At 44.5% G+C, this 13,202-nt stretch carries 12 protein-coding genes, 2 tRNA genes and 3 rRNA genes; 9 read left to right on the top strand and 8 right to left on the bottom strand.

Annotation, left to right across the window (positions count from 1 at the left end):
- Positions 1 to 12: 12 nt before the first annotated feature.
- Genes F941_RS03045 through pdxA form a run of 3 tightly spaced genes read right to left on the bottom strand, consistent with a single transcriptional unit; the run spans position 13 to position 2,668 of the window.
- A complete protein-coding gene (locus F941_RS03045; RefSeq protein ID WP_018572666.1) occupies positions 13 to 858 on the bottom strand; it encodes a symmetrical bis(5'-nucleosyl)-tetraphosphatase in 846 nt (281 codons plus the stop codon).
- Positions 851 to 1,666 carry a 16S rRNA (adenine(1518)-N(6)/adenine(1519)-N(6))-dimethyltransferase RsmA gene (gene rsmA / locus F941_RS03040; RefSeq protein WP_005007744.1) on the bottom strand — a complete coding sequence of 272 codons (816 nt, stop codon included), beginning with the start codon at positions 1,664 to 1,666 and terminating at the stop codon, positions 851 to 853. The genes F941_RS03045 and rsmA overlap by 8 nt, the downstream gene beginning before the upstream one ends.
- A 33-nt stretch (positions 1,667 to 1,699) precedes the next feature.
- The gene (pdxA, locus tag F941_RS03035; protein WP_018572665.1) at positions 1,700 to 2,668 is read right to left on the bottom strand and encodes a 4-hydroxythreonine-4-phosphate dehydrogenase PdxA; all 969 of its coding nucleotides are present in this window, start codon (positions 2,666 to 2,668) and stop codon (positions 1,700 to 1,702) included.
- Between the two features lie 351 nt (positions 2,669 to 3,019).
- Between pdxA and rplM the strand changes: the two genes are divergently transcribed.
- From rplM to F941_RS02985, 9 genes are all read left to right on the top strand, one after another.
- Complete coding sequence (gene rplM / locus F941_RS03030) at positions 3,020 to 3,448, top strand: 50S ribosomal protein L13 (RefSeq protein ID WP_005007737.1); 429 nt, start codon at positions 3,020 to 3,022, stop codon at positions 3,446 to 3,448.
- Between the two features lie 13 nt (positions 3,449 to 3,461).
- Positions 3,462 to 3,848: a 30S ribosomal protein S9 gene (rpsI, locus tag F941_RS03025; RefSeq protein WP_005007735.1), complete on the top strand. Its 387-nt coding sequence runs from the start codon at positions 3,462 to 3,464 to the stop codon at positions 3,846 to 3,848.
- Positions 3,849 to 4,208: 360 nt separating this feature from the next.
- A complete protein-coding gene (locus F941_RS03015; RefSeq protein WP_005007733.1) occupies positions 4,209 to 4,859 on the top strand; it encodes a glutathione S-transferase N-terminal domain-containing protein in 651 nt (216 codons plus the stop codon).
- An 11-nt stretch (positions 4,860 to 4,870) separates the two neighbouring features.
- A complete protein-coding gene (locus tag F941_RS03010) occupies positions 4,871 to 5,299 on the top strand; it encodes a ClpXP protease specificity-enhancing factor (protein WP_005007731.1) in 429 nt (142 codons plus the stop codon).
- Between the two features lie 17 nt (positions 5,300 to 5,316).
- Positions 5,317 to 5,958 carry a hypothetical protein gene (locus F941_RS03005; protein ID WP_005007729.1) on the top strand — a complete coding sequence of 214 codons (642 nt, stop codon included), beginning with the start codon at positions 5,317 to 5,319 and terminating at the stop codon, positions 5,956 to 5,958.
- Positions 5,959 to 6,366: 408 nt separating this feature from the next.
- On the top strand, positions 6,367 to 6,726 hold the full coding sequence (locus F941_RS03000) for a roadblock/LC7 domain-containing protein (protein WP_005007727.1): 360 nt from the start codon (positions 6,367 to 6,369) through the stop codon (positions 6,724 to 6,726).
- An 86-nt stretch (positions 6,727 to 6,812) separates the two neighbouring features.
- Complete coding sequence (locus F941_RS02995; protein ID WP_005007726.1) at positions 6,813 to 7,796, top strand: hypothetical protein; 984 nt, start codon at positions 6,813 to 6,815, stop codon at positions 7,794 to 7,796.
- A 16-nt stretch (positions 7,797 to 7,812) separates the two neighbouring features.
- Positions 7,813 to 8,358 (top strand): GTP-binding protein, encoded by a 546-nt coding sequence (locus F941_RS02990; RefSeq protein WP_005007723.1) that lies wholly within the window; start codon positions 7,813 to 7,815, stop codon positions 8,356 to 8,358.
- Between the two features lie 9 nt (positions 8,359 to 8,367).
- Entirely contained in the window at positions 8,368 to 8,790 is a 423-nt protein-coding gene (locus F941_RS02985) for a roadblock/LC7 domain-containing protein (RefSeq protein WP_005007718.1), read from the top strand.
- Between the two features lie 76 nt (positions 8,791 to 8,866).
- On the opposite strand, the gene rrf is transcribed toward F941_RS02985, so the two are convergent.
- From rrf to F941_RS02960, 5 genes are all read right to left on the bottom strand, one after another.
- Positions 8,867 to 8,981 (bottom strand): 5S ribosomal RNA (rrf, locus tag F941_RS02980).
- A 184-nt stretch (positions 8,982 to 9,165) separates the two neighbouring features.
- Positions 9,166 to 12,060 (bottom strand): 23S ribosomal RNA (locus F941_RS02975).
- Positions 12,061 to 12,466: 406 nt separating this feature from the next.
- Positions 12,467 to 12,542 (bottom strand) — tRNA-Ala (locus tag F941_RS02970).
- A gap of 50 nt (positions 12,543 to 12,592) precedes the next feature.
- Positions 12,593 to 12,669, bottom strand: a tRNA-Ile gene (locus F941_RS02965).
- Between the two features lie 59 nt (positions 12,670 to 12,728).
- A 16S ribosomal RNA gene (locus tag F941_RS02960) occupies positions 12,729 to 13,202 on the bottom strand; the annotation flags it as partial.

Genomic DNA, 13,202 nt, shown 5'->3' with positions numbered 1-13,202 from the left:
AGCATAATCATTTTAGAACATCGGATTATCCACACGGAATATTTCCTGATCCTCCAAACGGCAGGCAATCAGCTGATTGCCCCAGACACAGCCGCCATCGACATTCTGTATGCGGTCAGAGATTGTTCTTCCCTGCAATGCCGCCCAATGGCCAAAGAAAATCCGGTGGGTTTTTGCAGCCTGCGATTCAAATTCAAACCACGGCCGGAAGCCCTCGGGCATCGGCTCATCCAAAGCATCTTTGAAGCTGAATTCCATACGGCCTTCAGCATCTGTGAGGCGCATGCGGGTCAAATAATTGGTAATGCAGCGCAAGCGCTCATTGCCTTGCAGCTCATCCGACCAAAGCGCTGGTTTTTTACCATACATTTCTTTTAAAAAGCCGTCGAGCACAGCAAGATCATCATGGCCAATCACCGCCTCAACTTCTTTGGCTAAGGCCACTGCCTGCGCTGCAGTCCAATTGCAGGGAATGCCGGCATGCGTCAGCACCGTACCGCCATCCGGAAGCAGGCACAAAGGCTGCTTGCGCAGCCAGTCAATCAAATCATCACTTTCCAAGGCATTAATCACGTCTTGGGTATTGTCCTGTTCCTTGATTTCTTTGATGCCGCGTGCAACAGCCAGCAAATTAAGGTCATGATTGCCCAGCACCGTGGCGGCTGCACCGCAGTCCACCAACTTTTTAATAAAACGCAATGCGCCAATTGAGTTTTCACCGCGCGCCACCAAATCGCCAGCAAACCAGATAAAATCCTGATCCGCATCAAATTGAATATGCTTCAGCAATGCTTTTAAAGCTTCAAAACAGCCCTGCACATCACCAATAACATAGTTATAGCGCGCCATCTTATGCATCCACCATCTGATCCGCCAAAGCGACAAATTGCGCTAGGGTTAAAGTTTCAGGACGCGCCATCGGATCAACGCCAGCACTCTCGAAACCATCTTCCGCCAGCATGCCTTTTAAGCTGTTGCGCAATGTTTTGCGGCGCTGCGTAAAGACATGCGAGACCAAGCGCGCCAAGGCTTTTTCATTTTTCGCCACAATCGGCTTAACGGCATAAGGCTCTAAACGAAAAACGGCCGAAGTCACTTTCGGCGGCGGGTTAAATGAGCCAGGCGGCACTTCAAACAAAAAGGTCGGCTTGCAGAAATACTGAATCATGACGGACAGACGGCCATATTCTTTGGTGTTCGGCGATGCTGTAATGCGGTCCACGACTTCTTTTTGCAGCATGAAGTGCATGTCTTTGACTTTGTCACCAAATTCCAAGAGATGGAACAGCAATGGCGTCGAGATGTTGTATGGCAAGTTGCCGACTACGCGCAGCGGGCGGCCATCCTGAAATAATTCAGTAAAGTCATACTTCAGCGCATCTGTTTCAACAATGGTCAGACGCTCTGGATGCGGAACACGCCCCGGCAGGCCGGCAGCCAAATCACGGTCAAGCTCGACCACAGTCAAAGCGTCACATTCGCCAATTAAAGGTGACGTTAAAGCGGCTAAACCCGGGCCAATTTCCACGACATTATCGCCGGCGCGAGGATTAACTGAACGGACTATTTTTGCAATGACACGTTGGTCATGTAAGAAGTTTTGACCAAAACGCTTGCGCGTGTGATGCCCTTCATCTTTTGGGTTTAAGGCATTAATTTGATACATAAAAACATTTCCAACGTGAGTAATGGGTAAAAATCAGCGGCGAGCCAAATCGAGGGCTAAATCAACAGCGGCATGCAAGCTTGAACTTTTTGCCAGTCCTGTACCCGCAAGGGAGAGCGCTGTGCCATGATCTACAGAAGTGCGGATAAAAGGCAAACCTAAAGTAATATTAATGGCTTCACCGAAGCCTTGTGATTTTAACACAGGTAAACCCTGATCGTGATACATCGCCAAAACGGCATCCGCATCTTTTAAATTTTCAGGGGTAAATAAAGTATCGGCCGGCAAGCTTAAACTCATATTTACACCTTGAGCGCGGTAGCTTTCCAGTACAGGATTAATCACTTCAATTTCTTCCATGCCCAGATAACCGCCCTCGCCGGCATGCGGATTAAGGCCGCAGACCAAAATATGCGGATGTTCAATTTTGAATTTGGTTTTCAAATCATGAATAAGGATATCAATCACTTGATGCAGGCGCTCTTGCGTAATGGCATCCGGCACATCACGCAAAGCCAAATGTGTTGTTGCCAGAGCCACACGTAAAGTTTGAGTTGCCAGCATCATCACCACCCGTTCTGCACCCGCAAACTCTTGGTAATACTCGGTATGGCCGCTGAAATGCATCCCAGCGTCATTGATAATTGATTTCTGGACGGGCGCCGTCGCAACGCCCACACTTTTTCCCGACATTGCATAATCCGCAGAACGGCGCAGCTGCTCCAGCACATAGGCCGCATTCTTGACATCCAGCTGCCCCATCACCACAGGATTAGCTAAAGGCACATGCTCTACATAAAGTTGACCTTGTGCAGACGTTTCTGTTTGCCCCATATATTCAATGATTTGAATATCTTGTTTCAGCATATTGGCACGATCACGCAGCATGTTGATGTCTGCCAGCACCACAATTGGACGTTCATCAATACGTTCTGCCAAACTCAAACAAATATCCGGGCCAATTCCAGCAGGTTCACCGCTGGTCACATATAAAGGAAGCATGAGGTTCTTCTGCATTATCAATTGCCCCTATTTTAGTACAAATTTACCGCCTAAAAAGCTTATACAGCATTGCTGCGTAATTTTAGGTTCACCCTGAAAGCAATAAAGGGCATTCTCCGCAGCTGCAGCGCAAACCAAAAAACCTGTTAAATTCCGCCTGTCTAGCGCTATGTATCTTTTTAGCTTATTTTTTAAACCGCATGCTAGGTTTTTCATTTAAAGTGGTATAAAATACAGCGCTTGAAATTTAATATTTTCATTTGTGATTCTTCACGTTTTCGTTTAGAATCGCGTCTCCTTTTGTTTGGACAGATTCCATAGTCCAAACCAACTATAATAGGTAGTGGTTTAATGAAAACTCTCAGCGCTAAGCCAGCTGAAGTTCAACACGACTGGTACGTTGTTGATGCTTCTGGCAAAACTTTAGGTCGCCTTGCGACTGAAATCGCTCGTCGTTTACGCGGTAAGCACAAAACTTCTTATACTCCTCACGTTGACACTGGCGATTATATCGTTGTAATCAATGCTGAAGAAATTACTGTGACTGGTAAAAAAGCTCACGATAAGAAATACTATCGCCACACTGGTTTCCCTGGTGGTATCCGTGAGACTAACTTTGAAAAGTTAATCGCTCACAAACCAGAAGCAGTTTTAGAAAAAGCTGTTAAAGGTATGTTGCCAAAAGGTCCTCTTGGTTATGCAATGATCAAGAAAATGAAAGTGTATGCAGGTACAGAGCATCCACATGCTGCTCAACAGCCACAAGTTTTGGACATCTAAGGGATAACAGCACATGGCTACTAATTATGGTACAGGTCGCCGTAAGACCGCAACTGCACGTGTTTTCTTGTCAGCTGGTACAGGCAAACTCGTAATCAACAACCGTACTCTTGAACAGTATTTCGGTCGTGAAACTGCTCGCATGGTTGTAAATCAACCTCTAGAGCTTTTAGAAGCTACTGAAAAATATGACCTTTACATCACTGTTGCTGGTGGTGGTATCGGCGGTCAAGCTGGCGCAATCCGTCACGGTATTACTCGCGCATTGATCGCTTCTGACGAAACGCTTAAGCCTGCTCTTCGTCAAGCTGGTTTCGTTACTCGTGATGCTCGTGAAGTTGAACGTAAGAAACTTGGTTTACGTAAAGCGCGTAAACGTCCTCAATTCTCTAAACGTTAATTCGTTTACCGAATCGGACAAAAAAGCCTTGGATTATCCAAGGCTTTTTTTATTCCATCAATCAAGCAAAACAGCGTATAAAACATTGACGTGACATCATCAGCCCCTCCCCAAAGAGCAGACCAATAACACCGTCTTCAATAGTTTTTACAATGAGGCCAGCATCAGCCTCAAAATAAGAAGCAGGATAGCTTGATCCGGCCGCAACCAGCTGATCATCCAAAAAAGAATGCCGCGCCGTGCAAAGAGAAGTGCTGTCAAATTCCAAGATCAGGCAACATCGATTAATTCAAACTGTTTCGTGATTTTATGGGTGTTTTTTAGTATCCTATCTCATTCAAAACCGATTGTTCAGGATTTATGTCACTCGAAAATGCCCCTCCTCAAGGAATCACGCTGTATAGCCATGCAGATGATTTTCGATCCCACTGGATCCGCTATGTCCTTGCGGAAAAGCAAATCAAGTACAACCTGGTTTTGACCGATGAAGATGATGAAGATCTCGCCAGCTTAAATCCTTACAATCAGCTGCCCATGCTGGTCGAAAATGAACTAAAGCTGTTTAAAGCCAGCATCATTTCTGAATATATCGACGACCGTTACCGTCAAAATAAGCTGTATGCCGATGCTCCAGCGCCGCGCGCAGAACAGCGCCAGTATATTTGGCGCTTTGAGCAGGACTGGCTCAATCTTGCCGATATCATGCTGCGCCATGCAGATTCATTGGATATCAATGCTCAAAAAAAAGCGCAAAGCAAACTGCGGGATACACTGGTCTCACTCACCCCATTATTTCAGCATTTTCCCTTTTTCATGTCAGAGCATTTCAGTATCCTGGACTGCATGCTGGCGCCCATTTTTTTACGCTTAAAAACGATGGGAATTATTCTGCCTCAACAACACTGCCGTCCGATCCACTTGTATTGCCAGCGCATTTTCAACCGTCCTGCTTTTGTAAAATCCATGACATTGCAGGAAAAAAACCGTTACAGTGAATTATTGTCGAATTAATCGAGCCTCATATGTCTGAACAACAATTAAACCTCAGCCCAACCCGCCCTTACATGGCCCGCGCCATTTATGAATGGATTTGCGATAATCAGCTCACACCTTACCTGCTTGTGGATGCAACACAGCCCAATACCATGGTGCCAGAGCAGTTTATTCAAGACGGCCAAATCACTTTAAATCTTGTACCGCATGCAGTACACGCCCTAAACATGAGCAATGATGCAATCACCTTCTCGGCACGTTTTGGCGGTGTTTCACGTGATTTGTACGTACCGTTTTCAGCGGTGCTTGGCATCTATGCCCGTGAAAATGGTCAAGGCTTATTCTTTGATCCAACTGAATATCAGCATATCCAAAATAGCGAAGATGCTTTAAAATCAGACACTGAACAAAAAAATGAACAGCCAAAGAAAAAACCTAGCTTAAGGCTATTAGATTAAAAATATGGAGCAGTAAAATGGCTTTTGACTTAGTACAGTACTTTGCAGAACAATTAGAGACTCAAAAGCCTGAGCTTCTCCCCCATCTCTCCAAGGAAGATAAGCGGAGCCATATTGCTGAAATAAATGCTTTAACTCTCGGTGAGCTCATTAGCCAATGGCGCTTAAATGACAAAAAAGTTTATCAAGAAATTACTTCTCCAGATGATTTATACGTGCAGGAAGTTGCACGGCATTTAACAACCTCTAAAGAAAATGCCTCCAGCCTTCCCCGTACGGAGCTTGAGGAATTAACCGCTGCAATATTCAAGCGCCAGCTCACCGAACTGAAACAGCTGCATGATACAGGCAATCACACGCTGCAGAGCATCCGCGAACTGCTGCTTGGCCAAATCGAGCATTTATCCGGGCAAGCCGACAATTGGGTTTGGTCAACAAACAACCTTTTAGAATTAAAAGGTTCCAAACCTATAATTGCAGATGAGCTATCATTAGAGGAATCAATGAAGGAGTTCAATCAGATGGTGAATCAGCACACAGGCCACGAACAGGAAGAAGCTGCCCCGATCATTCCAGCATGGTCAAAAGTAGCAGAACCTCTCGTAGCCGTTGTTATTTTATGGGTACTTTATTCTGCTGTTTGCAATATATTTGCTTAAAAGCAAGCATAAAAAAAGATCAGTCAATACTGATCTTTTTTTATGTCAATATTTCAGAATACCGACTAAATTAATCAACAATGTATACTTTTGTAAAAAAGTGAAAATAATGATGAACATTTCGCATATATTTCTACCGAATTACATTTCTTTACACAAATTTAAGGCAGTAAAAAAAAGAGCGTTCAAACACTAAAAAACAAAATAATTGATACTTCCATCACGCTTAGCATCAGGCCATTTGTAAAAAAAAAAGACAAAAATACAAGCAAATTAACGCATCAAAATTATTTTATTGAAATGTCATGCCCCCCTCCTATAATTAAATTAAGTAATTAACAAAGTCTTTAATTACCGGCTTCAACACAATAAATAATCATTTACAAAACCAGTAAGAGGGAAAAAATCATGGCTAAAGTTTCATTAGATTCACTTACCAATATTGATGGTTTTATTGCGGCAGCGCTTGTTGATGGGGAAAGCGGGCTAGCGCTTGCAACACAAGGCGGAGGCGGAATTGATTTAGAGCTTGCGGCGGCGGGAAATACTGAAGTCGTACGCTCAAAGCGCCGTGTAGCTCAATCATTGAACTTGAATGACCATATCGAAGATATTCTGATTACGCTCGGTAAGCAATATCATTTGATCCGCCCATTGGAACAAAATGCAAATGTCTTCCTGTATCTGGTTCTTGACCGCTCTAAGTCAAACCTCGCCATGGCTAGGCATGAGCTCAAAGCTTATGAAAAAGAATTAGACTTTAGCTAAATACCTTAAATTCCCTGCATATCAAAATATGCAGGGAATTTTTAATTGGCCTACACAAAATTCCACCAGCAGATAGAGAGATAACAATGAGTAAGCAATATATTAATATTGCAATATCAGGTTTAAGTATCCATGATGCGGAGGAGCTGAAATCCCAGCTTGGCAATATTATTAATGAAAAATTCTCCATCCAATGGAAAACAGCTTCAGACATTAATTTAGACTGCTTATTTATTCATGAAAATTTCTTCGAAACCGAGGGAATACAAAGAGTTCTGAACAACCGTAAATTTCCATGGCTTAAAGTTGCCAAAGATGACTCCCTTTGCGGAAAATTAAGAAATAATACCTTGTATTTGCCGCTGCTTGATTCTGTAGAATTAGATGAATGGATTAAAAACTATATTGTTCAAAACAATCAGCCAATAGATGATGAAGCAAAACATATAACTAATCAGCATCTCTATACAGTATTGCCTGAAGACCACCATTTCTCTGAAAGCTATTTTAAAGAAATGCATAATGCTGAAGCGCATAACAAATTGCACATTTTTGACACTCACGGATCACTCGGCGTCATCGATATTGCAAACAATCTAGCTTACAGCAATCCAGAAAGAACTTTAAATCATACAGATTTCAGTTTTAATTATGATTTTGCATCAACGACAGATCTGACTAAAGTATCTAGAAAAAACAGCCACATTCTTCAAGATTGGATTTGGAACTTATTCTGGAAATCTCCTAATTTTTATCAAATAGCACCAGATGATGGCCACTACCGCATCCATTTTTGGCCTAAGCCTTATGATACAAAGCACCGTAAAAAAATATTTCAGATGTCTGCGTGTTTTGTGCAAGGCGCAAAAATTTCTAAAATTGCAGAGCAGCATAATATTCCAATAGAAATGGTCCGCCAATTTATCGCCGCTAATATGGCCGCTGGAAATATCAGCAAAATCAATCTTTGGGATAACCATTACACTCCCCCTGAAAAAGCAGACACTCATTCTGAAGAAAACATGATTGCAAGCTTTTTTGGAAAATTACGCAGAAAATTCGGTTTCTAGCGACAGGAGAAGTTGCATGATTTTACAGCAATACAAAATAGTATTTGCAGGAACAATGGGCGCTGGAAAAACAGAAGCCATCCGTTCGCTTTCAGATATACCAGTGCTTCTTACTGAAGCATTTAATACAGATCAAGAAAGCCATGCAAAAATGGAAACCACTGTCGGCATAGATTATGGCGAAGTAACGCTAGAAGATGGCGTTAAAATTGGGTTATATGGCACCCCAGGGCAAAGCCGATTTGATTTTATTTGGCCTGTTATATGCCAAGGCGCGATAGGCGCCATTATTTTAATTGACCATAATTGTGATGCGCCATTGCAAGAGCTTGAAACCTTTTTAGAAACTTTCCAAAACTATACGGATAATTTTGCGATTGGCATTACACATGTTGATGTTAATAGCAACCATCACTCATTGTCCATTTATAAAGAATGGCTAATTGGGCAAGATTTATTCTGCCCTTTATTTTTTATAGATGCCCGAAAAAAAGAAGATGCTTTGCTTTTGCTTGAAGCCCTTATTACAGCTGTAGAAGTCAATCACAACATTAGCGCTTAAGGAGCATATATGTTCAATATTAAAGAAAAACGAGCTGCTTCAGCTGAATTGATCGACAAAGCAAAGCAAGAATTGCAAGACATCATATCCAATGTGCGCGGTGTCAATTTTGTTATGGTTTGTTCAACTGATGGCTTTGAACTTGCCAGCCTTTATAAAAGAGATATTTACAATAAAGGCAAACTCGCTGCTGTCAGCAGCTCAATTTTGGCAATGGTTACGGCATTTACGCAAGAAATTCACCTAACAGGCTGTCAATCCATTACATTAGATGCCGAAAATGGCAAAGTCGTACTTTCCGCGATAGCTGCAAAAAATCATCCAATGATTATTGTTGCTATGGCAGATAAAGATGTTTTATTGGGACAGCTCTTATATGCTATTAAAAAGACAACCCATGCGATTAAATCAGCTGATTTAGAACTGATTTAGCAATTATTTCCTATTTTTCTTTCCCGCGCATAAAAAAACACCCCCTGCACTAGTCAGGGGGTGTTTTCGAATAATGAGCTGGCGATGACTTACTCTCACATGGGTAACCCCACACTACCATCAGCGCTAAGAGGTTTCACTTCTGAGTTCGGGAAGGGATCAGGTGGTTCACTCTTGCTATTGTCGCCAGCACAACTGTTATGACTTTGCATTTGGTCTTATCTTTTCAGTGCCGTTGCTTGGTCAAATGAGTTATTAACAGAAGTACTTGAGTTCATTTAATTTGTTCATTGTATCTAGCTTTTTAACTAAATCAAGTTTGATTGATTATATGTGAATCAATTGAAGCATGATATACAGCTGCTTGGGCGTTGTATAGTCAAGCCTCACGAGCAATTAGTACTGGTCAGCTTCATGCGTCACCGCACTTCCACATCCAGCCTATCAACGTCGTAGTCTTCAACGGCTCTTTAGAGGACATAAAGTCCTAGGGAAATCTTATCTTGAGGTAGGCTTCCCGCTTAGATGCTTTCAGCGGTTATCCCTTCCGAACATAGCTACCCGGCGATGCGACTGGCGTCACAACCGGTACACCAGAGGTTCGTCCACTCTGGTCCTCTCGTACTAGGAGCAGATCCTCTCAAATTTCCAGCGCCCACGGTAGATAGGGACCGAACTGTCTCACGACGTTCTAAACCCAGCTCGCGTACCTCTTTAAATGGCGAACAGCCATACCCTTGGGACCTGCTTCAGCCCCAGGATGAGATGAGCCGACATCGAGGTGCCAAACACCGCCGTCGATATGAACTCTTGGGCGGTATCAGCCTGTTATCCCCAGAGTACCTTTTATCCGTTGAGCGATGGCCCTTCCATACAGAACCACCGGATCACTAAGACCTACTTTCGTACCTGCTCGACTTGTGGGTCTCGCAGTTAAGCGCGCTTTTGCCTTTATACTCTACGCGTGATTTCCGACCACGCTGAGCGCACCTTCGTACTCCTCCGTTACTCTTTAGGAGGAGACCGCCCCAGTCAAACTACCCACCAGACATGGTCCTCGCTCCAGATTATGGAGCAGAGTTAGAACCTCAATATTACCAGGGTGGTATTTCAAGATTGGCTCCACCGCAACTAGCGTCGCGGTTTCAAAGCCTCCCACCTATCCTACACAAGTAAGATCAAAGTTCAATGTCAAGCTGCAGTAAAGGTTCACGGGGTCTTTCCGTCTAGCCGCGGGTACACCGCATCTTCACGGCGATTTCGATTTCACTGAGCCTCTGCTGGAGACAGCGCCCCCATCATTATGCCATTCGTGCAGGTCGGAACTTACCCGACAAGGAATTTCGCTACCTTAGGACCGTTATAGTTACGGCCGCCGTTTACTGGGGCTTCGATCAAGAGCTTCGCTTACGCTAACCCCATCAATTAACCTTCCAGCACCGGGCAGGCATCACACCCTATACGTCCACTTTCGTGTTTGCAGAGTGCTATGTTTTTAATAAACAGTTGCAGGGGCCTGGTTTCTGTGGCTGCCAGCAGCTCAAGAAGCAAGTTCTATCACCGCCGGCAGCGTACCTTCTCCCGAAGTTACGGTACCATTTTGCCTAGTTCCTTCAGCAGAGTTCTCTCAAGCGCTTTGGTCTACTCGACCTGACCACCTGTGTCGGTTTCGGGTACGATTCCTGTGCAACTGAAGCTTAGAGACTTTTCCTGGAAGCATAGTATCAGCCACTTCACTGTACAAGTACAGCTTGCTATCAGATCTCAGCATAGAGTACCCCGGATTTGCCTAAGATACATGCCTACATCCTTTCACCTGGACAACCAACGCCAGGCTGACTTAACTTACTCCGTCCTCTCATCGCATTACACAGAAGTATTGGAATATTAACCAATTTCCCATCGACTACGCCTCTCGGCCTCGCCTTAGGGGTCGACTCACCCAGCCCCGATTAACGTTGGACTGGAACCCTTGGTCTTTCAGCGAACGGGTTTTTCACCCGTTTTGTCGTTACTCACGTCAGCATTCGCACTTCTGATACCTCCAGCAGACTTCTCAATCCACCTTCATCGGCTTACAGAACGCTCCCCTACCACTTGCAATAAATTGCAAATCCGCAGCTTCGGCATATAGTTTTAGCCCCGTTACATCTTCCGCGCAGGCCGACTCGACTAGTGAGCTATTACGCTTTCTTTAAAGGGTGGCTGCTTCTAAGCCAACCTCCTAGCTGTCTATGCCTTCCCACATCGTTTCCCACTTAACTATAATTTTGGGGCCTTAGCTGGCGGTCTGGATTGTTTTCCTCTTGACTACGGACGTTAGCACCCGCAGTCTGTCTCCCGGATAGTACTCATTGGTATTCGGAGTTTGCATCGGTTTGGTAAGTCGGGATGACCCCCTAGCCGAAACAGTGCTCTACCCCCAATGGTATTCGTCCGAGGCGCTACCTAAATAGCTTTCGGGGAGAACCAGCTATCACCGAGTTTGATTAGCCTTTCACCCCTATCCACAAGTCATCCCCTGGCTTTTCAACGACAGTGGGTTCGGTCCTCCAGTTAGTGTTACCCAACCTTCAACCTGCTCATGGATAGATCACCCGGTTTCGGGTCTACACCCAGCAACTAAACGCCCTATTAAGACTCGATTTCTCTACGGCTCCCCTATTCGGTTAACCTCGCTACTGAATGTAAGTCGCTGACCCATTATACAAAAGGTACGCAGTCACCGGACTAAGCCGGCTCCCACTGCTTGTATGCATGCGGTTTCAGGATCTATTTCACTCCCCTCACAGGGGTTCTTTTCGCCTTTCCCTCACGGTACTGGTTCACTATCGGTCAGTCAGGAGTATTTAGCCTTGGAGGATGGTCCCCCCATATTCAGACAAGGTTTCACGTGCCTCGCCCTACTCGACATCATCATATAAGCCCTTTCGTGTACAGGACTATCACCCACTATGGTTGCACTTCCCAGAGCATTCCACTAGAACTTATATGACTTAATGGGCTGTTCCCCGTTCGCTCGCCGCTACTGAGGGAATCTCAATTGATTTCTTTTCCTAAGGGTACTGAGATGTTTCACTTCCCCTCGTTCGCCTCATACACCTATGTATTCAGTGTATGATACCTGCCTTATGACAGGTGGGTTTCCCCATTCAGAAATCTCCGGATCACAGGATATTTGCCGCCTCCCCGGAGCTTATCGCAGGCTATTACGTCTTTCATCGCCTCTGACTGCCAAGGCATCCACCACATGCACTTAATTACTTGACTATACAACCCCAAACAGCCGACGATGCCTACAAGTAGCATCTTCAACATTTTAGTTCAGAGTTCTGTGAACTTAATCACTGTACAGCTTCAATTAGATTCATATACCAAAACGCTTGATTCAGTTAATTTCGCTAGTAACTCATTTCATTCAACATTAACAATTGCTTGTTAAGTTAACTAAAACGAGTATGAACAAATTATTTCAACTCAAATATATTCTGTTAATGATTTTTCCAGCCTTCGTCAGGTCAGGAAACCGTGATAAATCACAGAGATTATCAAGTCCGCGTATCATAACGCTTATACTTGCTAATCTCTAGGATCTAAAACTTCGTTTGCTTAAGGACTAAACTAACAGCCTTTTGACTGTTCATTTATTAACTTAACCATATCGCAAAGCGATATATGGTGGAGACTAGGAGAGTCGAACTCCTGACCTCCTGCGTGCAAAGCAGGCGCTCTACCAACTAAGCTAAGTCCCCAGCTTATCATCTAGATTCAATGCATCTTCTTTCTGTACAGCTAGTCAGAATGGTGGGTCTGACAAGACTTGAACTTGTGACCCCACGCTTATCAAGCGTGTGCTCTAACCAACTGAGCTACAGACCCTCAGATACATCAATGAAGAACAACTTGTTGTGGATTCTTACCGGTCGTCAATCTTTCGTTAAGGAGGTGATCCAGCCGCAGGTTCCCCTACGGCTACCTTGTTACGACTTCACCCCAGTCATCGGCCACACCGTGGTAAGCGTCCTCCTTGCGGTTAGACTACCTACTTCTGGTGCAACAAATTCCCATGGTGTGACGGGCGGTGTGTACAAGGCCCGGGAACGTATTCACCGCGGCATTCTGATCCGCGATTACTAGCGATTCCGACTTCATGGAGTCGAGTTGCAGACTCCAATCCGGACTACGATCGGCTTTTTGAGATTAGCATCCTATCGCTAGGTAGCAACCCTTTGTACCGACCATTGTAGCACGTGTGTAGCCCTGGTCGTAAGGGCCATGATGACTTGACGTCGTCCCCGCCTTCCTCCAGTTTGTCACTGGCAGTATCCTTAAAGTTCCCGGCTTAACCCGCTGGCAAATAAGGAAAAGGGTTGCGCTCGTTGCGGGACTTAACCCAACATCTCACGACACGA

This window comes from Acinetobacter bouvetii DSM 14964 = CIP 107468, assembly GCF_000368865.1.
Taxonomy (GTDB): domain Bacteria; phylum Pseudomonadota; class Gammaproteobacteria; order Pseudomonadales; family Moraxellaceae; genus Acinetobacter; species Acinetobacter bouvetii.
Note: the sequence above shows the minus strand (reverse complement) of the source record. Positions and strands in the feature narration are given on the sequence as shown.